Origin of the sequence: Segatella copri, from assembly GCF_009495355.1 — a bacterium.
Taxonomy (GTDB): domain Bacteria; phylum Bacteroidota; class Bacteroidia; order Bacteroidales; family Bacteroidaceae; genus Prevotella.
Genome location: NZ_VZAD01000013.1, coordinates 42,838 through 66,607 on the forward strand (window position 1 = coordinate 42,838; position 23,770 = coordinate 66,607).

15 protein-coding genes are annotated in these 23,770 nt (G+C 49.0%); 9 read left to right on the forward strand and 6 right to left on the reverse strand.

All coding sequences use genetic code 11. The features are described from left to right. Positions 1-44: 44 nt before the first annotated feature. Complete coding sequence (dapF, locus tag F7D20_RS01065) at positions 45-890, reverse strand: diaminopimelate epimerase (RefSeq protein ID WP_158462413.1); 846 nt, start codon at positions 888-890, stop codon at positions 45-47. 575 nt (positions 891-1,465) lie between these two features. On the opposite strand from dapF, the gene F7D20_RS01070 reads away from it, so the two are divergent. Continuing rightward, positions 1,466-2,824 carry an ATP-binding protein gene (locus F7D20_RS01070; protein WP_158462414.1) on the forward strand — a complete coding sequence of 453 codons (1,359 nt, stop codon included), beginning with the start codon at positions 1,466-1,468 and terminating at the stop codon, positions 2,822-2,824. A 59-nt stretch (positions 2,825-2,883) separates the two neighbouring features. Here F7D20_RS01070 and F7D20_RS01075 read toward each other — a convergent pair whose 3' ends face one another. The 5 genes from F7D20_RS01075 to F7D20_RS01095 all read right to left on the reverse strand — a co-directional run bounded on the left by F7D20_RS01075 (position 2,884) and on the right by F7D20_RS01095 (position 8,603). Beyond that, entirely contained in the window at positions 2,884-3,105 is a 222-nt protein-coding gene (locus F7D20_RS01075; RefSeq protein WP_158462415.1) for a hypothetical protein, read from the reverse strand. 41 nt (positions 3,106-3,146) lie between these two features. Then, on the reverse strand, positions 3,147-5,024 hold the full coding sequence (locus F7D20_RS01080) for a hypothetical protein (protein ID WP_158462416.1): 1,878 nt from the start codon (positions 5,022-5,024) through the stop codon (positions 3,147-3,149). A gap of 464 nt (positions 5,025-5,488) precedes the next feature. Beyond that, on the reverse strand, positions 5,489-6,565 hold the full coding sequence (gene mutY / locus F7D20_RS01085; protein WP_158462417.1) for an A/G-specific adenine glycosylase: 1,077 nt from the start codon (positions 6,563-6,565) through the stop codon (positions 5,489-5,491). Between the two features lie 116 nt (positions 6,566-6,681). Further along, the gene (gene dacB / locus F7D20_RS01090; RefSeq protein WP_437182643.1) at positions 6,682-8,013 is read right to left on the reverse strand and encodes a D-alanyl-D-alanine carboxypeptidase/D-alanyl-D-alanine endopeptidase; all 1,332 of its coding nucleotides are present in this window, start codon (positions 8,011-8,013) and stop codon (positions 6,682-6,684) included. Positions 8,014-8,183: 170 nt separating this feature from the next. Further along, positions 8,184-8,603, reverse strand: coding sequence for a hypothetical protein (locus F7D20_RS01095; RefSeq protein WP_158462418.1), 420 nt, complete (start codon positions 8,601-8,603; stop codon positions 8,184-8,186). A 128-nt stretch (positions 8,604-8,731) separates the two neighbouring features. Here F7D20_RS01095 and nadB point away from each other — a divergent pair, with 128 nt between their 5' ends. The 8 genes from nadB (at position 8,732) to F7D20_RS01135 (ending at position 23,698) form a co-directional block, all read left to right on the forward strand. Then, positions 8,732-10,321: an L-aspartate oxidase gene (gene nadB, locus F7D20_RS01100; protein ID WP_158462419.1), complete on the forward strand. Its 1,590-nt coding sequence runs from the start codon at positions 8,732-8,734 to the stop codon at positions 10,319-10,321. Between the two features lie 499 nt (positions 10,322-10,820). Next, positions 10,821-11,219: a T9SS type A sorting domain-containing protein gene (locus F7D20_RS01105; protein WP_158462420.1), complete on the forward strand. Its 399-nt coding sequence runs from the start codon at positions 10,821-10,823 to the stop codon at positions 11,217-11,219. Further along, the gene (locus F7D20_RS01110; RefSeq protein ID WP_158462421.1) at positions 11,219-13,063 is read left to right on the forward strand and encodes a T9SS type A sorting domain-containing protein; all 1,845 of its coding nucleotides are present in this window, start codon (positions 11,219-11,221) and stop codon (positions 13,061-13,063) included. The genes F7D20_RS01105 and F7D20_RS01110 overlap by 1 nt, the downstream gene beginning before the upstream one ends. Then, a complete protein-coding gene (locus tag F7D20_RS01115; RefSeq protein ID WP_158462422.1) occupies positions 13,060-14,460 on the forward strand; it encodes a hypothetical protein in 1,401 nt (466 codons plus the stop codon). Before F7D20_RS01110 ends, F7D20_RS01115 begins: the two co-directional genes overlap by 4 nt. 35 nt (positions 14,461-14,495) lie before the next feature. Further along, positions 14,496-16,664, forward strand: coding sequence for a S8 family peptidase (locus tag F7D20_RS01120; protein WP_158462423.1), 2,169 nt, complete (start codon positions 14,496-14,498; stop codon positions 16,662-16,664). A 381-nt stretch (positions 16,665-17,045) separates the two neighbouring features. After that, a complete protein-coding gene (locus F7D20_RS01125) occupies positions 17,046-18,224 on the forward strand; it encodes an MFS transporter (protein ID WP_293471109.1) in 1,179 nt (392 codons plus the stop codon). Between the two features lie 317 nt (positions 18,225-18,541). Then, positions 18,542-21,721, forward strand: a complete 3,180-nt coding sequence (locus F7D20_RS01130) for a SusC/RagA family TonB-linked outer membrane protein (protein WP_437182644.1) — start codon at positions 18,542-18,544, stop codon at positions 21,719-21,721. Between the two features lie 27 nt (positions 21,722-21,748). Further along, positions 21,749-23,698: a RagB/SusD family nutrient uptake outer membrane protein gene (locus F7D20_RS01135; protein ID WP_158462424.1), complete on the forward strand. Its 1,950-nt coding sequence runs from the start codon at positions 21,749-21,751 to the stop codon at positions 23,696-23,698. Positions 23,699-23,770 lie beyond the last annotated feature (72 nt).

Here is a 23,770-nt window from a genome sequence, read left to right on the forward strand (position 1 = left end):
TATTATGTATATTTAAGTTTGCCGTAATTATTGTTCTTCACTCTTCATTCCCCTGTCAGGGGAATTTCTCCCTCGAAGGCGAAGGCTGCCGGGCCTGTCATGTAGACATGGCCGTCGGCCTCGCTGTATTCGATCTGGAGTGTTCCGCCATCCATCACTATGTTGCTCTTCCGGCTGGCACGTCCTGTGAGGAAGGCTGCCACAGCCGTGGCGCAGGCGCCTGTTCCGCAAGCCATCGTGATGCCGCTGCCCCGTTCCCATACCCGGGTGCGAATGGTGTCGGCATCGGTGAGCTGTGCGAACTCAATGTTGCAGCGCTGGGGGAAGGCCTCGTTGCATTCGAGCAGCTTGCCGTAATGCGCGATGTCGATGGTGTCGATGTCATCGACAAAGGTTACGAAGTGAGGATTGCCCATGCAGACATAGGTGCCTTCGAAGATGCGCTCGTCGGCGGCAAGCACCGAAGGGCCTACGAACTGTTCCTGGTTCTGGAGTAGTGGCTTCAGCATGTCTACCGTCACCGATTCCACCTCATTGCCATCCTGAATATGCAGTTTCAGTATCTTGACACCCGAAAGGGTTTCCAACCGAATGGTGTCCTTGTGGGTGAGTCCTTTCTCGTAGAGATATTTTCCGATACAACGACTGGCATTGCCGCACATCATGGCTTCGGAGCCGTCGGCATTGAATATGCGCATCGAATAGTCTGCACGTCTGCCGTCGTGGGGCTTGCCTATGAGAACCAGTCCGTCGCTGCCTATTCCTGTATGGTAAGCACTCCAGGCGATAGCGGCTTTCTCGGGATCGGGAATGTCGTAGAGCTGTGTGTCGACGTATATGTAGTCGTTGCCGGCTCCCTGCATCTTAGTGAAATGAACTGTTCTTCTCATATTGCGTTGTTGTTTGCCTTTTTGTTCTACTTCTTGTTATTGTCTGACTTTTTGTTATGTTATCCGCCGTTTCAATAACTTTTTGTTTCTTTTCGTGTGCAAAGATACGACATTTTGATTTCTTATCCGTAATTTTTTATGCAAAATAAATCTAAAAATACACTCATTCTTACAGTTTGCTATATATGGGTAGTGTTTTAATTACAATTTATCACCATTGAAAGCTCACGTCATGATAGTTTGCTCTTGTTTTCGTGTTTCGTGGTTTCATCTTCGTGCTTTTTCATAGCTTCCTGCTGTCATAATGCAAAACGTCCCGACACACAGGCTGTGCCGGGACGCTCACATATACATTATAGAAACTTTCTATTTTGCAAGAAAGCACCTGCAATGCGCTTGCTGGCAACACCTCGAAGTTTGCGGATTTTGACACTTTTGGTACTTTAAAGTTTGCGGATTTTGACGCTTTTAACACTTTAAAGTTTGCGGATTTTGACATTTTTCCCAAAAAGTCATTGAAAATCAAAGAATTATTAGTATCTTTGCAGCAATATAAACGTTAAACATTAACAACTATGTCAGAAAGAATCTTCAAACGCAAAATATACCAGAAGCTTCTTGATTGGAAGGAGCAAGACAAAGGTAGTACAGCACTACTCATAGAAGGAGCAAGACGTGTTGGGAAATCAACGATAGCTGAAGAGTTTGCTAAGAACGAATACGAAACCTACTTACTTATAGATTTTTCTATCGCAAGCAAGGTTGTAAAGGATGCATTTACGGATATTTCAAATCTTGACATGCTGTTTACCAGTCTACAGATGAACTGTGGAGTGAACCTTATCCCCGGAAAGTCACTGATAATCTTTGACGAAATACAAAAGTGGCCTTTGGCTCGACAAGCTATAAAACACTTGGTTAAGGATGGCCGCTTCCACTATATCGAGACAGGTTCATTGCTTGGCATAAAAATGAAGAAACGTCCAATGACTGATGGAACAAAGATTCTCATACCAAGTGAGGAACGAAGAATAGCCATGTACCCTATGGATTACGAAGAATTCCGTTGGGCTTTGGGCGATACGGCCACCATGTCTCTCGCAAAAAATATCTTTGAGCAATGGGCACCTCTTGGTGATGCCACCAACAGAAAGCTCATGAGAGATTTTCGCTTGTATGTACTCGTCGGCGGTATGCCACAGGCTGTAAACACATATCTCGATACGCTGGACCTAAGTAGAGTTGATCAAGTCAAGAGAAATATCATTAACTTATATGACTCTGATTTCTATGAATTAGATTCTTCTGGAAAAACCTCCATGCTGTTTCACGCGATACCAGCACAATTGAACACCAACGCCTCACGTTATCAAGTAAGTAGTGTAATAGAGGGAGGAAGGACAGAAAGACTCACTACGTCTCTTTCCATTCTGAAAGAATCAATGACTACAAATATTGCCTATCACTCCAACGACCCGAGCGCCGGACTTGCCATGCATATCAACCCAGAATGTTTCAAGCTTTACTGTGGAGATACCGGATTATTCATTACGCTTGCTTTTTGGGACTCTGACTTCACAAGCAACGTTATATACCAGAAAATTCTAAATGGCAAACTCACGGCAGATCTTGGATATGTTTATGAAAACATCGTATCACAGATGCTTGTAGCCGCCGGCAAGAAATTGTACTATCATACTTGGCCAACCCCAGACGGCAAACGGAAATACGAGGTTGATTTCTTGATTCCGGATGGAGGGAAAATAAGCGTAATAGAGGTTAAGTCTGCTCGTTCTGCACAACATGTCTCTATCGATAATTTTATGCAGAAATATTCATCACGCATACTGCATTCGTATCTCATATACGGCAAGGACTTAAGAAAAGAAGGTTCCTTAAATTGCCTTCCTTTCTACATGACTCCATTTCTGTAAATGATGCAAAACGTCCCGACACATAGGCTGTGCCGGGACGCTCGCATGGGTGAATGTTTTTAATTCCAGAGACTCTTGGTGCGATGGCTGTATGACCAGCTACCGTCATCTTCCTCATCGTCCCAGAAGTCTACATCCGTGGGAGAATGGGGCTTTGCCTCTATCTGGTTTTGGTCGGTGATTTTGTCTGTCGAATTCAAATCGCTTTCAGGACTGGCTGCTATCATGCTTTCAGTCTCAATCTTCATCACCTCAATGGTGGGAATTATATATTTTTTCATTGTCATTTCTGTTTTTTTAGGATAAACTTTTCTATGGTTGCTTACTTGCGAAGCATCTTCTTTCCGTTCACGATGACTACTCCCTTGTAGCTCTTGTCCACGCGCTGTCCGGCAAGGTTGTACATGGCGGCATTCTCCAAGGCGGCGTCTGCCTCAATGTGGCTGATTCCTGTACCGATGCCATCGAATGCGAAGAACGTAGGCTTGGCTGCAGTCGTGCCTGTCAGCTGCAAATAGCCCTTCTTGGCTGGAATCACAACACCATTGTTCACGAGCTTGAAGCCCGACTTGCCATTGAGTGTACCGAAGGCATAAACCTTATCGTCCTTTGCCTCAAATGTTCCGTCAGAAGCCTTCAGGTCGGTAGTGAATGTTTCATCAGCTGCCCCTTCGGCTGGTGTCAGTTCATAAGATGTTGATGCTGTTCCCTGTACGAGCACTGCCTTTCCAGCAGGAACCACGCCCTCAAAGCGGTTATAGCTTACCTTGTTGTTGGCCTCATCCAAGGCAATGGTGTATGTCGTCAAGCCCAAAGCGCTATAGTTCACATCATAATCTGCGGCATAAGTAGCGAAGCCTGATGCTGCTGTCGTGAGGGTTTCGAGAGTAAAAGTTGCATCCTTCTCGTAAGTCACGGTAATGGACTTGATGTCTTTTTTTGCACTAAAGCTAAATGTTACAGTTTGCGCAGAACCTGTCCATTTTTCACTTTTCAACGTACCCTTATCAGCAGCAAACCCACTAATAACACCATCGAATTCTATAGAATTAATAAGTAAGCCCTTGTTTACAGAAATAGTCAAACTGCAACCATCATAGGATCTCAATACTGTACCATCAGTTTTTTGCCACCAACGAAATCCTTGACTATTCCCTTTACTTGTTACCATTTTAACTTTTCCTGAAGTCCAAGTTGATGTTTCTATATAATTTTCACCAGGAGTCGCACCAGAACCATAATCATTTTCTGATTGAGTAAAGTCGAATGTTGGAGGCAACATTGGTTTCTTTACTTCAATGGTATAAGAAACAGTAGCTGGGGCATAAGTCTCATTTCCTGCAAAAGTAGCAGTAATCGTTGCCTTACCAACAGTAGCTGTGTTTACATTAACCTCGCCTGTTGTTTCGTTGACTGTAGCAATCTCCGAATTAGAAGAATAAACGACAGTTACGCCTTCTGGAGCTGTCAGCTGATTAGTGAATGGAGCAACCGTAGCGCCTAAATCAAAGGTGTAAGACTCCTTGCCAAAAGTAAATGTAGGAGTGGCTCTGTTATCTTGCACGGTAATCGTATAAGAAGCAGAAGAAGCTGCATAGGTTTCATCACCAGAGAATGAGGCAGTAACTGTGGCTGTACCGGCTTTACCATTCAAGGCAAGAGTGCCAGTAGATGCATCAAAAGAAGTGAAAATATCATCACCTGTTTTAGAATAGGTGATTGTCTTACCAGTCAACTCACTTTCTCCTGCTTTAAGTGTCGGAGTCTGACCCGTGAAAGAAGAAAGATCATCTGTGGTTGAGAAAGAATAAGAGTCTTTAGGGAATGTAAGTTTGGTCTGAGTTTTCTCAGCAGAAACACTTGCCCACTCGATAGAGATACTGTTAATTAATGCAGCACCACCTTTTGCTCGCACAGCTATAAATTTATAGCTCTGTGCGTCGGAAAGTATGATGGCGTCTGTTTTGGTTTTAGTAATTTCTCCTAATAGCGTTCCACATTTTTCGCTATCGAATATGTCTTCTGCCGAAGTATAAGCGGTATTGCTACCATAAACCTGAAGTGTAGTATTAGCAGAATGATCGCTTGCCAAACTAATAGTGATTTTCTTAGCTACCTTGCTGGAAGCTGTCGTATAAAACCCTGTTCGTTTAGACTTTTGAAAATCTTCCTTTATCTGGAGTCGCAAATTTGGGGTCATGTTTCCATTTTTATTAGCGAAAAAATAACCACTATAAGATACACCAGAAGATAAAGTAATTGTTTTTTTCTGGGAATAATTATTTTGGCCAGTTATATCCCAAGAACCTGGTGTTAGCTCATCTGTAACAGTCGTCTGTCCAAACATTGCCCCCCCCACAGACTATCGCCAAGAGGAGCGTAAATAAAAAGCGTAAATGTTGTTTCATAAACGTAAGAATTAATATTTTAATTAGTCTTTGTTTCGTGCTACGTGTGAAAGCAGACAACACCTACGAGGCGTATTTCACTCTTTATTAAGGGTTTCGTGTTTGCGCAAGGCTACTATCTGCTTCTTATACGAATGCAAAATTAAGCATAATAAAGCAAACAAGCAAGCCTTTACAGAAATATTCATCTTTTTGTAATAGAAAAGCGAAAAATAGACTATTTCTCACGAACAAATAGGGGAAATGGAACATTTCCTCAACATCTCCCATGAACCTCGCTCAGCATCTTCTCTATGAGGCGGGGAACACCATAACAGTCTATTTCCGACTCGGGAATCCAGATGTAATCGGGAGGAAGGAGAGGACGACGAGAAACCTCGAGAAGATAGAAGTCGGCAAGAAGAATGCGATGGGTGAGAACATGCTTCACACCCTGCGACAGAAGACGAAGATGTGCATCAGGCGCACCGCAGTCCAACTGCTGCAATAACTCAGCAGGCGTGGTAGCACGGGTGCCGTCGGGAAGCGAGGCATTGAAAGGCTCCCACAGCCCCTGCCAGATGTCGCCCTCGCCCCTGCGATGGATGGCGGTAAACGCCTGCGAGGAAGACGGCTCCTTACACCTTATATATATATAGGCGAGACGGCGCGTCTTGATCTGAAGCTTGCGTTGCTTCACGGGCAACTCCTCTACCCTGCCCGTGCGGAAAGCCTCACAGCTCTCCATCAGCGGACAATCGGAACAACGGGGCGACAGAGGCGTGCACTGCAAGGCACCAAAATCCATGATGCCCTGATTGTAGGCCGAGACCTCGGAAGGAGGCAGGAGCGACTGAGCCAAAGCAGCAAACTCCTTCTTGCCCTGCGTGGAGTTGATGGGGGTGGAGATGCCAAAGTGGCGCGACAGCACTCGATACACGTTGCCGTCCACCACTGCCGCCCTGATGCCGAAAGCAAAGGAGGCAATGGCTGCTGCGGTGTAGTCGCCCACTCCCTTCAGCTGTCTGATGCCTTCGAGCGTGGAGGGAAACTGTCCCAATGCGACTATCTGACGGGCGGCGGCATGCAGGTTGCGGGCACGCGAATAGTAGCCCAAGCCCTGCCAGAGCCTCAGCACCTCGTCCTCGCTCGCCGCAGCCAAAGCCTCGACAGTGGGAAACTGGCGCATGAACCGCTCCCAATATTCCCATCCCTGGGCGATACGCGTCTGCTGCAATATCACCTCGCTCAGCCAGATGGGGTAAGGGTCGGTGGTGTCGCGCCAAGGCAAAGCCCTGCCGTTATCGCGAAACCATGAAAGAATCGCATAAGAAAAAGTTGTATTCGACACCATATCCACTCGCTTTTATTTACTTATTGAACTTCAGCAAGTTCTTACTTACCTTTTTACTTTTTTACCTTTTTACTTTTTTACTTTTTTACCTTTTTACTTTTTTACCTTTAAAAAACTCACGGCTGGCACAGCAATGCGCACACCCTGTCCTGAAAACGGCGGGCATTGACGGCATGCATGATGCCATTGTTGAGAATGACGAAACACAGGTCGTGCCCGTTGGCTGCCGTACAATAGCCGGCAAGAGTGATGATGCCTGTCAGCGTGCCCGTCTTGGCCCGCACGTTGCCGCTTGCCGAAGTGCCACGCATTCGCTTCCTCAGCGTACCGTCGATGCCGGCAATGGGCAGCGAGGGACGAAGATGAGGATAAATGTTCTCGTTGCGATAAGCATAACGCAGGAGCTGACATTCCAGTTCGGCACTGAGATAATTGTAGAGCGAGAGGCCCGAGCCGTCGGCCAACCTGCAGCGCGAGGCATCCAGTCCAAGCTTGCGCAAGAGCTGTCGCTCCACGCTGCGCGCACTCTTGGCGCTGGCAGGACGGTTGCCCGTAGAGGCGGCTATCTGATAATACATACTCTCGGCATAGAGATTGTCGCTTTCCTTCATCATCTTGTGCATGATCTGATCCATGGTGTGGAAGCGCGTGCACACCGAAAAGGCGCTCTCAGGACAGCGTTTCACCTGAGGCGTGTCGGTCTCGAGCACGATGCCTGCATCCTTCAGCCTGTCGACGAAACGATCCATAAACCCGTCCTTTCGGGCAAAGACCAAAGGCGAAAGCACAGGATTGTCGTCGTCCCAGCACCAGCCCTCGCCTAAGAGATCGGCGTCTTTCATCGAGCGGTCGGCATAGATGCTGCCACGGATGGTGTCGACACCCATGTCCTGCAGACTGCTCACAAAAGCCCGCATGTCGTCGTTGTTGAATCGCGGATCCATGCCGCCCACGCAGTACACGTCGCCCTGGAGCACACCCTCCTCTATCTTGCCCGTGTACTTGAGCTGCGTCTTAAACTGATAAGAGCCGCCCAACCTGTCGAGGGCTGTGATGGCTGTGAGCAGCTTCATCGTGCTGGCAGGACGCATGAGCTGACGCTCGCGATGGCGATAGATGCACGAGTCGGCCTGCAAGTCCCACACCATGATGGCAACCTGCGAAGTCTCGAACATATCGTTCTGTAAGAGACGGTCGAGCCCGTGCCTTACATTTTCGGGCCAAGGCAGGCGCAAGCCGCCGGCTGTGATGGAATCGACAGCCAACGAGTCGGCTGCTATGGAGTCGGCACAGAGTGTGTCTGCCGCCGCCTCGCTTTCGTCCCTGTCCTCTACTACTTCCTCCTCGCCCGCCATCAAGGGCGCAGCGCTCTTCTTCACGTTCTGTGCTCCTACAGGAAGCGAAAGCATCGCCACCATGCAGAGCAACCAAATATATCTGTATTTCATTTTTTTACCTTGTAATGTTCTTTTTATTTTTTTTCAGGAGTTAAGGAGTTATCGCTCCCTGCGGTCGCTGAGGAGTTAAGACAAATGCCTTGAGGAAATGTTTCACGTTAAATTCCAACTCCACAAAAGCCGTTGTCTTAACTCCTCAACTTCTTAACTCCTTAACTCCTTCATAAACTTCCCCCAATTCTCTCCTCTATTGCCTTTTTCATTCCCTCCTCGTTGTCGGGCTGAACCGTCACCATGTTGCCAGCTCCGTATTCGATGAGCAGGCAATGGTCGAGGCCGAAGAAGCACCGTATGCTCTCCACCCTCACCACATCGCACAACGGCACATTGCGGTTTGTGGAGAAACGTCCCTCGTCGATGATAAGGAAGTCCATCTCCTCGTCGCGGTCGATGGGTTTAACACGGCGGATGGTGTACGTGGTATGCAGAATGCGCTCTATCATTCCCACGATGACTATAGCCACCAAGATGCCCAGAATAGCCGTCTTGACCCAAAAGAAATATACGGCCAAAGCCGTGAAAAGCCCCATGCCCAAACGCACTGGAAGCGTGATACGCTTATGAAATGTTCTGTCTCTCATTATCCTTTTCTACAAAAAAACACTGCAAAATTACAAAAAATATGGCTTTTAATGCTCACTTTAAAGATAAATTATTACTTTTGCAAACAATTAGGATAAAATCCATTAATTAGTTTAAAGTAAACTCAATGGTTTATAAGTATGATTTTCTGATTATCGGTGCAGGAGTTGCCGGTATGAGTTACGCCCTGAAAGTGGCCAGAGCGCATAAAGGTAAAGTGTGCATGATCTGCAAGACATCGCTCGACGAAGCCAACACATCATTCGCACAGGGAGGCGTCGCCTCAGTCACAAATCTCGAAGTGGACAACTTCGACAAACACATCCAGGATACAATGATTGCTGGCGACTACATCAGCGACTACAAAGCCGTGCAGCAGGTTGTCACCAAGGCACCCGAGCAGATCAAGGAGCTGGTGCAGTGGGGTGTCAATTTCGACAAGCAGCAGGACGGCAAGTTCGACCTTCACCGCGAGGGAGGACACAGCGAGTTCCGCATCCTGCACCATGCCGACGACACGGGAGCCGAGATTCAGCGCGGACTGATGGAAGCCGTGCGCAGCAATCCTGACATCGACATCAAGGAAAACCATTTCGCTGTCGAGATTATCACACAGCACCACTTAGGCGCACGCGTCACACGTCGCACTCCTTACATCAACTGCTACGGAGCCTATGTGCTCAACCCCGAGACCCAAAAGGTGGACACCTATCTGAGCAAGGTGACAGTGATGTGCACAGGCGGCTGCGGAGCTGTCTATCAGACCACTACCAATCCCGTGATCGCCACGGGCGACGGCGAGGCTATGGTCTATCGTGCCAAGGGAACAGTGGCCGACATGGAGTTCGTACAGTTCCACCCCACAGCCCTCTTCCACCCAGGCGAGACTCATCCTGCCTTCCTCATCACCGAAGCCATGCGTGGCTATGGCGGCATCCTGCGCCTGCCCAACGGCGAGAGCTTCATGGAGAAATACGACAAGCGACTGAGTCTGGCTCCACGCGACATCGTGGCACGTGCCATCGACAAGGAGATGAAGAAGCACGGACTCGACCACGTATGCCTCGACGTCACTCACAAGAATCCCGAAGAGACCAAGCACCACTTCCCCAATATCTATGCCAAGTGCCTGAGCATCGGCATCGACATCACCAAAGACTACATTCCCGTACGTCCGGCAGCCCACTATATGTGCGGCGGCATCAAGGTCGACCTCAACGGCTGTTCGAGCATCAACCGCCTGTATGCTCTGGGCGAATGTTCGTGCACGGGTCTGCACGGCGGCAACCGTCTGGCAAGCAACTCGCTCATCGAGGCTGTGGTCTATGCCGACACAGCTGCCAAGCACAGCATCAAGCATGTCGACGAGTACGACTTCAACGAGAAGGTGCCTGAATGGAACGATGAGGGAACACTGACCAACGAGGAGAAAGTGCTCATCACACAGAGCGTCAAGGAAGTGGGCGAATGCATGAGCAACTACGTGGGCATCGTGCGCAGCGACCTCCGACTGAAACGTGCCTGGGACCGACTCGACCTGCTGTACGAGGAGACCGAGAACCTTTTCAAGCGTGTCAAGGTAAGCAAGGAGCTCTGCGAGCTTCGCAACATGATCAACGTGGGTTATCTCATCACCCGCATGGCGATAGAACGCAAAGAGAGCCGTGGTCTCCACTACACCATCGACTATCCCGTCCACGCCTACGACAAGAAATAAGCTGAGGAGCCGAAGCTGCTCGGGGAAGTTAGAGAAGTTACTTAAGAACAATATATATATAGGGGCGAACTGCACTTAGCAGTCTCGCCCCTAATTTGTTTTTACAACACAGCAACAGACACAATTCATCCATATCTATTGTTTTGTCACGCCACCTCGCTTTTGTAGCACGATCATCTTCATTTCATTACAATAAACATGCGTTTTATAACAAAACGTAAGATAATCAGGTACAAGAAATACAATTTTTCCTGTATTTTCTTGCATGTTTTAAAAGATTTAACTACCTTTGCAGCACATTTATTTGACATTCGTTAATATGTACGAGGGTGAGACGAAAGACAAAACAATGTTCACATAGAGAATACTTATACTATTAATTGTCCCTCTAAAGAGATTATCAACATGAAAAAGAGAGTTTTGAGCCTTGCTCTACTCTGCTGTTTTGCCCCCCCCATTTGGGCTTATTCATGCAGCCGAGACTGAGCAAGCAGAATTCTTGGTTTTAAAGATGGCCGACTCCAAGACGGCAGAGTTCAAATTAAGTACGCGACCCGTCATCGCTTTTTCCGAAGACAAGTTGCAGATTACATCCGATGAGATTTCCACCGACTATCCTCAGAGCGATGTAACCGAGTTTTATTTCACAGCCATTTCCACAGGCATTGAGGAAAAGGTAAACACATCCACCATGAGTTTTAGTTACACCGACAACGCCACGATCCGCATCAGCGGTTCTGCGGCAGGCGAAGCTGTGCTCTACGATGCCAACGGCAAACTGCTACAGCGACAGAAAGTAAGCGGCGGAAACGCTGCCATCAATGTTGCCTCTTACGCACCGGGTGTGTACATTCTGAATCTGACCAACGAACATTCCTTTAAAATCATCAAGAAATAATGAAGAAAACTTTACTTTTATTCACATGCCTTCTTGCCTTCATAGCCATGCCTGTTCTGGCACAGCAGAAAACAGTCAAGAAGCGCGTTACCTTTCAGCTCATCAAGAAGCGTGGTGCTGACGCTGCCGTAGCAGGCAAAAGAAAAGCTGCCGCAGCCGCACAGGCTGTCACCAATATCAACAACAGTGTGCTGCTGGCTTATTATCCTGCTGCCGGCTCAGGAGCAGAAGGATACGAAAACTACTACTTGGTTCTTTCGGACAAGGAAGATGTAAGCTACAATGTCAACGAAGGACAGATCAATGCCAAAAACGCTACTGTAGCCGAGCTTGACCTTTATGCGCCAGAAGGAACAGGCATCGACCTGCCTGCAGGAACCTTCGCTGCCTCTGAAGGCAACTTGTACTACAATCCCGATCTTACTTACGTGGAGAACTTCGACGACAAGGGTAACAGCGACGGCGTTGTGGACATAGCAAACGACATCACCGTGAGCAAGGCAGAGAACGAAGGAATCGTAACCTACACGCTCTCGTTCAGCGATGCCAATGGAACACAGTATTCGTACGTCGGCGATATGGTATTCAACAATATGTCAGCGGGAAGCTCTGATGTATATCCTCAGATTTCGACAGACATCAACACCACTTTCCATGGCGGTATCGGCTACTATTACGGCAACCTCATGGATTCTAAGACCGGCAACATGGTGCTCAACCTCTACGACGGAGAGTACGACACCCAGACTGGCGGAATGACAGGCAAGGGACACGACCTCGTCATCAACCTCTACAACCGTCTCTTTGGCGACCCTAAGACCGCTACTGTCGTGCCAGGCACCTATACCGTAGCACGCAATTTCAAGGTAGGCACTTTCTTCCCAGGTATGGAAATCGACTACAACGGCATGACTGTCGTAATGGGAACCTACGTGAAGCGCCGCAAGGCCGTGACAGGAATGGACACCGACTACGACTACTGCTACATCACCAACGGAACCATCACCATCGCCGACGGCGAGAAAGAGGGAACCTTCGACATTACCGTAGACTGCACCACCGACCGCGGACACAAGGTGACAGGCACAGCCAAGGGCATCTCGTTCATCTACTACGATCAGTCGGAGAAAGACGACAAGGACGTTGACTCCAACCTCGAGGAGGATGTACATCTCAAGTTCGACCGCGTGGAGAAGTCACGCATCTACTCGCTCGGCGTGCAGAACGGTGTTCAGGTATTCTCTGTCGACCTCGGTTCGCCAAGCGGCAAGGACGACCAAGACTATACTGGTGACCAGGATCTGCTGCGCATGGAATTCCAGGCAGCCGAAGGCAGCCAGTATCTTCCCGAAGGCACATACACCCTCATGGAGGAAAGCCATCTGTGGACCAATATGTATGCTCCATTCATGATGACCCGCGGCTACTTCTATAACAACGGCGAGCGCACAGGCACACGCTACCATCACTTCCGCAAGAACCCAGACCCTGCCACCCGCTTGCCATGGGTAGTTGACAAGTGGGCAACAGTCTACTCAGGAACCGTGGGCGTAAGCAAGACCGACAACACACACTACAAGTTCGTCATCAACCTCTTCGACGGCAAAGGCTTCCAGATTACGGGCGAGTTCGACAAGGAGATGGAATACAATTACGAACCATCTTCCATCACTGGCATCGAAGGCATCAAGGCCGACTTTACCGGCAAGACCGAAATATACTCTGTTGGTGGACAACTCATGCAGACCATCGACGGCACCAAGGCTGCCAGCATCGCCAACCTGCCAAGCGGCATCTATATCGTAAAATCAAACAACAAAACCACAAAAATCGTAAAGAAATGAAAAAGTATATAGCTACAGCAGCACTCTGTCTCGCAACAGTGCTCCCCACATTCGCACAGACAAGACGCGTGATGACCGTTCACCAGAAGGACGGCACAACCAAAGTATATAAGGTAAACAGCATAGAGAACGTCACCTTTACCGACGAGGCTCTCGCAACCCTCAGAAACCAGTGGGCATACAACGACGACGTAAAGGATCTCAGCAAGGTAACCAAGCTGGATGCCAACGGCTCATACGTGTTTGCGCTCTATGGCAGCGACAGCGACACAAAACCTGTATTCGAGCTGACCATTCCACAGAGTCTCATGGGTCATGAGATTACGCTTGGCTCTGACAACGCTCAGGACGTAAAGGTGGCTTACAATGGCGAGACTCCTAAGCTGACTGGTACGCTCCAGGCTAAATTCGACAAGAGCAAGAAGAACGTCACCATCACACTTGAGGCTGAGACTGCCGACTACAGCGACCTGCGTTGCAAGTGGACCAACAGCGCGTTCACCCAGATTTACACTGCCACCAACAGCATCAAGACAACTAATGTGAACGACGTGAAGACCTATAACGTTGCTTCTGCCCTCGTGCTCAACCCAGCCACTGTAGGTGCGGCAACAACCTTCGCCTTCGGTGATGTCGAGGCTACCACAGCCGACGGTTTGCTGGCTGGCAAGATTGGCGTTGCAGTAAGCATCTCGGCTTCCAAGCTCTACAATGGAACCATCGACCTGGCTACCGATGCCGACAGCTACACCCTGAAGTACATCGACTACGCCACACGCGTCACCTACGAGAAGGTTAAGGCCGGCACTATCACCACCGCAAAGGACAAGGACGGCAAGCTCTACATCAAGATCAACGCCACCTTCGATGACAACCGTACCATCGAGTTGGAGTATTACGGTGCAACCACTTCCGTAGAGAGCCTCGACGGAATGACTCCTGCTGTGGTAAGCAACAGCTACAAGTTGTACAACCCTGACGGAAGCATCCTTATAAACCAGGACATCTGCAAGGTGCTTCTTAAGCAAAAGAGCAACATCTACACATTCTACCTTTATGGCGGCAAGTTCTCAAGCAAATTCAGCAGCGAAAAGGTAACACTGCAGGTAGATGAGAAGTTTATCAATGCCGGAACCATCAACTTGGCTGAGCTGAAAGACGGCGACAACTTCCAGGTGAAATACTCAGACGTACAGTTGTATTCTCCCGATGCCAAATATGGTGGATTTAACAACACTCCAGACAACGGTACATTATCCATCAAGAAAGACGCTGCCGGCAACTATGAAATCTCACTGGATGTTGTCAACACTTATACCAACAAAAATACACCAAATGGTGCAGGCAACAAGGAGCGTTTGGTATTCAATTACAACGGAGCAGTAGAAGCATACTAATAAACAGATTAAAAAGAAAAAGTAAGAATTAAGAAATGAATAAGAAAACCATTCTTATGGCATCATTCCTGCTTGTCGGCAGTTTCAGCTTTGCGCAGAAGCTGTCGCCAAGCACAAGCATGATGCTTCACGAAGCAAGAACAGCACAGAAGAAAGCCAAGGCTGCAAATGCTACCCCACAGACTGTCAGCGCATTCATCACCGTCAAGTCGCAGGATGCCATTGCCAAAATAGAGGCTCTGGGAGCCAAAGTGAACTCGCGCATCAGCGAGACACTCGTCACTGCCGACATGCCCCTGTCTGCCATCGAACCTATTTCCAATCTCGATGAGGTTGTTTCGGTTTCGGTAGGTACTGAGGCCAAACTGCTGATGGACAACGCCCGCAAACTGTTGGGCGTAGACGAATGTCACCAAATGACAGAGAATAACGGTCCCTACACCGGCAAAGGCGTAGTCATCGGTATCGTGGACAACGGATTCCAGTACGACCATGTAGACTTTCTCAATGCCGACAAGAGCGACACTCGCATCAAGCGCGTATGGGATCAGCACGGCACTGGCAATGCTCCCGAAGGTTTCGGCTATGGAGCTGAATACAAAACCACAGCCGAGATAAGAGCTGCAAAATATGACCTGACCAGTGGCTTCCATGCCACCCACGTATCGGGCATTGCCTCGGGCAGCGACAAGAGCACACCTTACTACGGAGTGGCTCCCGATGCCGACCTCGTGTTCGTGAGCTTCAAGACCACCAATGCACAGATTGTAGATGGAATCAAGTATGTGTTCGACTATGCCAAGAGTGTAGGAAAGCCTGCTGTTGTCAACATCAGCCTCGGCTCACACATGGGTCCTCACGACGGCAGCTCCGACACCGATCTCTCGTTTGCCAACCTGGTTGGTCCGGGCCGCATCATCGTTGGTGCCGCAGGCAACGAAGGCCTTGACAAACTGCACGCCAGCAAGACCTTTACCGCTGCCAACAAGCAAATGAAAACCATGTTTGCCTATGGCAGCGGACAGGCCAACAGTTCCTACAAGCAGGCTTACGTCGACATCTGGGCCGAGAAGAACTCAAAAATTTCCGTTAAGGCTGTTGTCGTAAACACACTCAACGGTAAGATTATCGCATCTTCTGACGAAGTTTCCAACGATGGTACGAAAGAAGTGAACTGGGTTGCCCCCGACGGCAGTGGCGTGGTAGTTCAAGTAGGTTTGTCGCTCCAGGAAAACCCTGTCAACGGTCGCACCAACGTGCTGCTCATGAGCCGTGCCACTTCCATCAACACTGGCTTTGCCATCGGTGTTGTGGTGACTGGCGAGGCTGGCAAAACCGTACACATGTGGAACAATGCCGCCTCTGGCGAGTTCACCAGCTTCAAAAAGCGTGGCTGGACCGACGGCGACACCAACTGCACAGTAGGCGAGCTGGGCGGCGAGAGTCCTGATGTCATCTCTGTAGGTTCGTTCAACTCGAAGGTACAGTACCAGCCCATCAATTTGCAGGGCACACAAAATGCTTACGGCCTCAACGAGGAGCTGACGGGTAAGTTCCTGGAGCACTCCGCCTTCTCAAGCTACGGTCCTACTGTCGATGGTCGCGTCAAACCCGACATAACAGCTCCTGGCTGCATCATCGTGTCAGCAGGTTCAAGATATTGCTCAGGATGGAGCGACGACACCAATGTCATTGCCCGCACTGGCAACGATCTCTATACCAACGACGTAGGTACTTCTATGGCTTCGCCTTACGTGGCAGGCTGCGTAGCTCTCTGGCTGCAGGCCAACCCCAACCTGACACCTAAACAGGTGCTCGAAGTCATCGGCAACACAGCTGTCCAGAATGACGATTATATGCCAACAGGACAAATCTTCCCCAACAACACATGGGGCTATGGCCGTATCAATGCCATCAAGGGTCTGAAGCAACTGCTCGGCACAACAGGCATCGATGATGTCAAGACCACTGAGTCTATGTACCGCATCATAACCGACCGCCAGGCTCGCACCGCCACATTCTACATTGGCAGCGACAAGGGTCAGGCTCGTGTAGCCGTCTACAACCTCACTGGTCAGTTGATGTATTCTGCACCTATCAAAAGCAACGGCGAGACCATCAGTCTGTCAAGCCTGCCCCACGGCGTGTATGTATTCAAGCTGACACAGGGAAGCAACACACAGACCATCAAGTCTACATTGTAATCTCTCAGTCTGAGATAACTCTATCCAATAGGAGGAAAACAGATCTGTTTTCCTCCTATTTTTATTTTCTTACCTTTCTCAAACCTGCCTACAGCCCGTGCAGCCTGTTTGGCAACTTTGGATTATTATACGCCTCAATGAGCTGATGACCAAAATCATACTCTTGACCGTCACTTAATTGTTCCATCATCAAAAAAGCCTCCTAAAGGAGTGAGATTCTCGGATTTTATTTGTACTTTTGCCATACCATTCAGAGTTTTATTGGGCTTTTTATTGCAACACGAAGACAAGCGAAATTTCTGACATGGTCCAATCCGAGCAACATATGGTTGCTCAGGGTGCTTATAAAATAGATAAAAATATAGTGTTGCGTCAATTAGGGTGAAACAACTTAAAGAAAATGAAGGCATAGAGCGCAGTTTGTTGCTCGCAATGGCCGTTATAGCGGGATTGACCGTGGCTAATTGCTATTACAACCAGCCTCTTTTGGAAATGATACGTCACGACATAGGAGTGAGCCAGCATGAGGCGAACCTCATAACCGTTGTCACACAAACAGGCTATGCACTTGGGTTGTGCTTCCTTATCCCTATGGGCGACCTCTACTCACGCCGTCGCATAATTGTTGTGAACATGACCGTAGCAGCCATGATGGCCATAGTCATTGCTGTTGCCCACAAGGTGTGGCTTATTTGGGGAGCCTCCCTATTGTTGGGAGCCTGTTCCGTTATTCCACAATTTTTCATACCGATTGCAGGACAATATTCCGAGAAAAAAAACAAAAGCAGGAATATGGGTGTCGTTCTGTCAGGATTGCTAACCGGCATTCTCGCATCGAGAGTGGTTAGCGGTTATGTTGGCGAATGGTTGGGTTGGCGCGAAATGTTCTTCATCGCAGCTTTTGTGATGGTGCTGTGCATGGCTCTTACGCTCAAGATTATGCCACAGATAAAGAGCAACTATGTGGGCACATATAGGGGCTTGATGGCCAGCGTATTCAATATTGTGAGGAGCAATGGACGCATACGCCTTTATGCCATGCGTGCCGCCTTTAGTTTTGGCAGCATGATGGCCATTTGGTCGTGCCTTGCCTTTCGATTGGCACAAGCTCCGTTCTTTTCTGGCAGCGAAATGGTAGGAACGTTGGGACTGTGCGGCATAGCCGGGGCTATTGCGGCAAGCGGTGTGGGCAAACTTGTGAATCGCTGGGGCATCAGAAAGATGAGTATTTATGGTGCATGCCTGCAGCTTGTGGCGTGGGCTGCGGCCTGTCTGTTTGGCGACACATTCTTGGGACTTGTTGTAGCCATCATCTTGGTAGATATAGGCTTGCAATGTCTGCAACTAAGCAATCAGAGTGGCTGCATTCAGGAGATGCCTCAAGCCTCCAACAGAGCCAACACCATATTTATGACTACCTATTTTATAGGCGGTTCCTTTGGCACCTATTGTGCCGGATTGGCATGGACACACCATGCATGGACGGGAGTGTGCGCTGTGGGAGCTATCCTGGCTGCAATCTCGCTATGTATAACATGTTTTAACCGGAAGAGGATTTAAGTCTTGACTGTCCTAAAAATCTACAACCTACACTATTTTTGATATTTTGTACACCTTATTATATATAGGGGCGAGACTGCAAAGATGCAATCTCGCCCTAACTTGTTTTTACTCAAATTTCGCATGTTCTATAACTTCCCCATTTGCGAAAGTTGAGTAACATTATCAAAAAATAAGGGTGATATGTCAGAAAATCAAGCTAAATCAAGTTCTTTTAAACTACTTTTGTACGCAATTAGAAACTATAGCTAAAACGATACTTCTTTCTGAAGGAAGCATTCAACATAATTATTTCACCTAAACCTAACAACAAGCAAATGAAGTGTAAACAGAGAAACAGATGCAACAGCAACATGATGCGTGTTACATCGACACTGGCTCTTGCCACAGGACTTCTTTTCCCTGCACCGATTGCCATACAAGCAAGCGGAATGCAGAATGCCAACATTAGTGTACAACAAGACAATATCACCACAGGCCGCATCATCGATGAAAATGGTGAGCCTCTTATTGGCGTAACCGTGCGCGTGCTGAAAGGCAACTCAGGAACCGTGACCGACATTGACGGTAATTACTCATTACGTGTGGCTAAAGGCACACAACTTAAAATCACCTACACTGGATACAAAGACCAGATTATACGAGCAGGAGGCACGGCTCAGATGCAGCCAGACGAACTGAACCTCAACGAGGTGGTTGTGGTAGGTTACGGAGTTCAGCGCAAGAGCGACGTAACAGGTGCCCTCATCCGCGTGGGAGAGAAAGAGATGAACGAGCGACCTGTGGGCAACGCCCTTGAAGCCATGCAGGGCAAGGCTGCCGGTGTGGACATCACAAGCAACGAGCGACCAGGAGAAATCGGCAACATCACCGTGCGTGGTGTGCGCTCCATCAATGCCCAGAACTCACCATTGTATGTGGTGGACGGAATTCCACTGATGTCGGAAAGCGGCATTGAGACCATCAACCCTCGCGACATCCAGAGCATCGACATTCTGAAAGATGCCTCAGCCACAGCCATCTATGGTAGCCGTGGAGCCAACGGTGTTGTGCTCGTTACTACCAAGCAGGGCGAATCGGGCAAAGCCAAAGTGAGCTACAACGGCACCATGACCTTCGAAACTCTCGAAGACTACTCACGACAGATGAACTCGGCAGAATACATAGAATGGCGCAGATGGTCGTACTACTATCTGAACCCTGACAGATATCCACGTGCCGACCAACCTACGATAGAGAACGACCGTGAGATATTCAAGGCTGAGGCCGACCCTACAGCATGGAACAATATTATGAAAGGATGGGAAGGCGGAACATGGGACGGCTCTAAAGTGCCAACATTCGACTGGCAGGACATGGTAACACAAACCGGTATTACCCACGAACACACACTCAGCGTGAGCGGAGGAAACGACAAAATCAAAAGCTATCTTTCTTTCGGAATCCTCGACAACAAGGGAACTATCCGCGGACAGAGCTATCGCCGCTACTCTTCCAAGATAAGCGTTGACGCCAAGCCTGCCAAATGGTTTAACCTGGGAGCCAACATCAATGGTTCTTACGGTCTGCAGCAATATGGTTCTACAGCCAGCTCACAAGGTTCGCTGCTCAAGGGCTTGCCATCCAACCTTTACTATGCTGCCACAAGCGAATTCCCCTATGCACAACCCTACGATGAGGACGGCAACCGTATCACCAACCCTGGTGGCGACGATATGGTAAGAAATATCGCCGACGAGTGGAAACACAGTACCAACGAGCGCCGTATGTTCCGCGTCATCGCCAGCCTCTACGCACAGGTAGACTTGGGCGAAATATGGGAACCTCTCAATGGTCTTCGCTATCGCCTCAACTTCGGTCCTGACTTCCGTTATCGCCGCACAGGAACATTCCGCGACAAGGAGTCAACCAGCAGCCAGGGACAGAACCATGCCTCCAACGCCAACAACTCCAACGTATCGTGGACCATGGACAACCTGATCTACTACAACCGCGACTTCGGACAGCACTCGCTCGGACTCACCCTGCTCGAGAGTGCCACCAAGTACCGCAAGGAAGGTTCCAGCTTAGCAGCCAACGGCATTCCTTACGAGCCTTCTATGTGGAACGCATTGGACAAATCGCAGATTTCACAGCTTTCCGACTGGGGTACAGACCTCGTAGAACGCCAGTTGCTCTCTTACATGATACGTGCAAACTATAGCTTCGCCGACAAATATCTGCTTACATTGAGCGGACGATGGGATGGCGCCTCACAGCTTGCTGACGGCCATAAATGGGCTTTCTTCCCCAGTGCTGCCTTAGGCTGGAATATGCAACAAGAAGATTTCCTCAAGGACGTAAGCTGGATCAGCCAGTTGAAACTTCGCCTTGGCGTCGGTGTGACAGGCAACTCTGCCATCGATCCCTACCAGACCAAGGGTGGCGTGGCTTCGCTCTTCTACCCCTTCGGCAGCAGCCTGCAGCCAGGTTATGCACCTTCTGAGCCTATCGTTGCTGACGGAAACCTGCCAATGGCCAACACCGCCTTGGGATGGGAGAAAACCACACAATGGAACCTCGGTATTGATTTCAGCTTCCTTAAAGGACGCATCGGTGGTGTCATCGATATTTACACATCTAAGACCAAAGACTTGCTCATGCAGATGAGCATTCCATCTATCAATGGCTACAAAAACACATGGGCAAACATCGGTGAGACTTCCAACAAGGGTATCGACATTACCCTCAACACAGTCAACATCACCAACAAGGACTTCAGCTGGACCACATCGCTCAATGTTTCTTATCAGAAAGACAAGATCGACAAGCTCGCCAATGGCAAGGAAGACGATATCAACAACAACCTCTTCATCGGTGAGGCCATCAACTCGCTGTACGATTATCAGTTTGGCGGCATCTGGCAACCAGAAGACGCTGAGCTCATGGCCAAGTTCAATGAAAACGGCAACAAGTTCTCGGCAGGTATGATTCGCCCCGTCGACCAGAACGGCGACAACCGCATCGATCCTAACAACGACCGCGTAGTGATAGGAAACACCAATCCACACTGGATATTGGGTATGACCAACACCTTTACCTACAAAGGCTTCGACCTCAGCTTCATGCTCTACGGCAGATTCGGCTACAAGGTGAGCACAGGCGGCGAGTGGCAGGGCGGACGCTACATGCAGCGTGCCATCAACTACTACAATGAGAACAACCACCATTCAGAATACCAGAAGCCTATCTACAACATCGGTGGCGGCGACAGCTACTACAAAATTGCAGGCTACAAGGATGGCGGATTCATCAAGGTACGCAACATCTCGCTCGGCTACACATTCCCCAAGGAACTCATCAGCCATCTCGGTGTGAGCAACCTTCGCGTTTATGTACAGGCCAAGAATCCATTTAGAATCTACTCGGCAGTGAAGTTCCTCGAACTCGATGCCACACAGGCCTATACTTCCAACTGGAACCGCGGCTGGACCATCGGCTTGAATCTTGACTTCTAAAAATCTAAAAAAGAAAGGAAACTAACAATGAAAAATAAATATATACTGAACGCACTGATATTAGGAACTCTCTCTATGAGTACTATTTCGTGCAGCGATTTCCTCAATGAGGAACTTACGACCAAGCGTAACACAGAATATCTGAAGACAGAAGAAGGAGTAGCCGACCTGTCGGTAGCTCTCTACGAGAACTTACGCTATCATTTTTCCAAAGAAAACTGTATAGCATTCACAGAGAATGGAGTTGACGAGTTCACAGTGGGAGGAGACGGATCCAACGCTTCGTGGAACAGCTACGACGGAAACTATGGTCCTACTGTAACAAGCAACTCTACCAAGCCCGAAGATCTATGGGACGAGATGTATGTAGGCATCAGCAATGCCAATACCCTCATACAGAACGTGAAGGAAGGCGGCTTCACCAGTGTTGCCACCATGGAACATTTAGGTGAGGCATACTTCTTGCGTGGCTTCAACTACTATACACTTGTTGCACAGTTTGGCGGTGTGCCGCTCAAGCTCACACCAAGCACCACACCGCAGCGCGAGTTTACACGTGCTTCGGCAGAAGACTGCTACAAACAGATAGTGGAAGACCTGAAACAGGCTTACACACTGTTGCCCGCCACAGCAACCAAAACTGGCCAGATGACCAAAGATGCCGCTGCCCACTTCCTTGCCAAAACACTGCTTTCAAGAGTTAGCGAGCGCAACGACGACTGGAACGCAAGTTACAAGGAACAAGACCTGAAAGACTGTCTCACCTATGCTCAGGAAGTAATCAGCCACCATGCCCTTGCGCCCAACTATTCTGACCTCTGGAACTACACTGGTCCTGACGGAGCCAACGAGAAGCTTGATGAGATTATCCTCGCAGCCCAGTTCAACGCAGACAAGTCGGGCAATACAGGCAACAGCTACAACCAGACTCACCTTTACTACATCTCCATCTACAAGGATCTGCCTTACATGAAGCGCGACATTCCTGGAGAGCGTGAGTATCAGCGTCTGCGCACTTCCTACTACACTTACGATGTGTACGACAAAGTCAACGACTCCCGTTTCTGGAAGAGCTTCAAGACCAAGGCTGCTGTCAACAACCCAAAGAACAGCACTTATTACAAGAAGGGCGACCTCGGAGTGATGTACGTCATCAACAAGCCTGGCGACACACGATATTCCAACGTTAGAATGAACGACGAGGTTGTCTATTCCAAGACAGGCAAGACCATTCCTACAGTCTTTGTGGCTTATCCTGCCAACAAGAACCAGGCTGGCGACAATGCGATGCTTGACTTCACCCAGTTCTATCCCTCACTGAGCAAGTTTATCGACGGCTATCGTGAGAGCGTGACCGACCGTGTAGGAACACGCGACGGCATCTTGGCAAGAGTGGGCGAAACTTATCTCATCGCTGCCGAAGCTTTAGTTCGCCAGGGCAAATATCAAGAAGCCTTGGGCTACATCAACACGCTGCGCGACCGTGCCGCATACAAACAGGGCGAAGACCGTGAGCATCACGTCGATGGTGGCGCTGCCTACAAGTCTGGAGCTCCAGGCTACAAGGACAACGGCGAGAACACTTATATGGCAGAATGTTCATACTACGAGTCAAACGGAATAGCCGAAACCACAGCTCCTACAAGTCTCAAGATAACAGACATCAACAATCTGCCTGCCGAAGACGAAGCTGTCATCCGCAAGCTCGGCTATACATCTGCCTACGACCGCATGCTCTGCTTAGTTCTCAACGAGCGTACACGCGAACTTTGCGGCGAATTCCAGCGTTGGCAAGACCTGGCACGCACCAAGACACTCGTTGCCCGCGCACGTGCTTTCAACTCTATCGCCGCAGCCAACATCAAGGACTACATGGTGCTCCGTCCTATTCCTCAGACTTATCTCGATGGAATACAGAAGAACGGACATGCCCTTACTGCTGAGGAGAAACAAGAACAGCAGAATCCAGGATGGTAAGTTTCCACGGAAGTTTAAGAACTAACGAAACGCTACACCTTAATTAATATATATATAGGGGCGAGATTGCAA

Coding starts and splice junctions, on each gene's coding strand:
- dapF (WP_158462413.1), bottom strand. CDS start 890: ATGAGAAGAACAGTTCATTTCACTAAGATGCAGGGAGCCGGCAACGAC.
- F7D20_RS01070 (WP_158462414.1), top strand. CDS start 1,466: ATGTCAGAAAGAATCTTCAAACGCAAAATATACCAGAAGCTTCTTGAT.
- F7D20_RS01075 (WP_158462415.1), bottom strand. CDS start 3,105: ATGAAAAAATATATAATTCCCACCATTGAGGTGATGAAGATTGAGACT.
- F7D20_RS01080 (WP_158462416.1), bottom strand. CDS start 5,024: ATGACCCCAAATTTGCGACTCCAGATAAAGGAAGATTTTCAAAAGTCT.
- mutY (WP_158462417.1), bottom strand. CDS start 6,565: ATGGTGTCGAATACAACTTTTTCTTATGCGATTCTTTCATGGTTTCGC.
- dacB (WP_437182643.1), bottom strand. CDS start 8,013: ATGAAATACAGATATATTTGGTTGCTCTGCATGGTGGCGATGCTTTCG.
- F7D20_RS01095 (WP_158462418.1), bottom strand. CDS start 8,603: ATGAGAGACAGAACATTTCATAAGCGTATCACGCTTCCAGTGCGTTTG.
- nadB (WP_158462419.1), top strand. CDS start 8,732: ATGGTTTATAAGTATGATTTTCTGATTATCGGTGCAGGAGTTGCCGGT.
- F7D20_RS01110 (WP_158462421.1), top strand. CDS start 11,219: ATGAAGAAAACTTTACTTTTATTCACATGCCTTCTTGCCTTCATAGCC.
- F7D20_RS01115 (WP_158462422.1), top strand. CDS start 13,060: ATGAAAAAGTATATAGCTACAGCAGCACTCTGTCTCGCAACAGTGCTC.
- F7D20_RS01120 (WP_158462423.1), top strand. CDS start 14,496: ATGAATAAGAAAACCATTCTTATGGCATCATTCCTGCTTGTCGGCAGT.
- F7D20_RS01130 (WP_437182644.1), top strand. CDS start 18,542: ATGAAGTGTAAACAGAGAAACAGATGCAACAGCAACATGATGCGTGTT.
- F7D20_RS01135 (WP_158462424.1), top strand. CDS start 21,749: ATGAAAAATAAATATATACTGAACGCACTGATATTAGGAACTCTCTCT.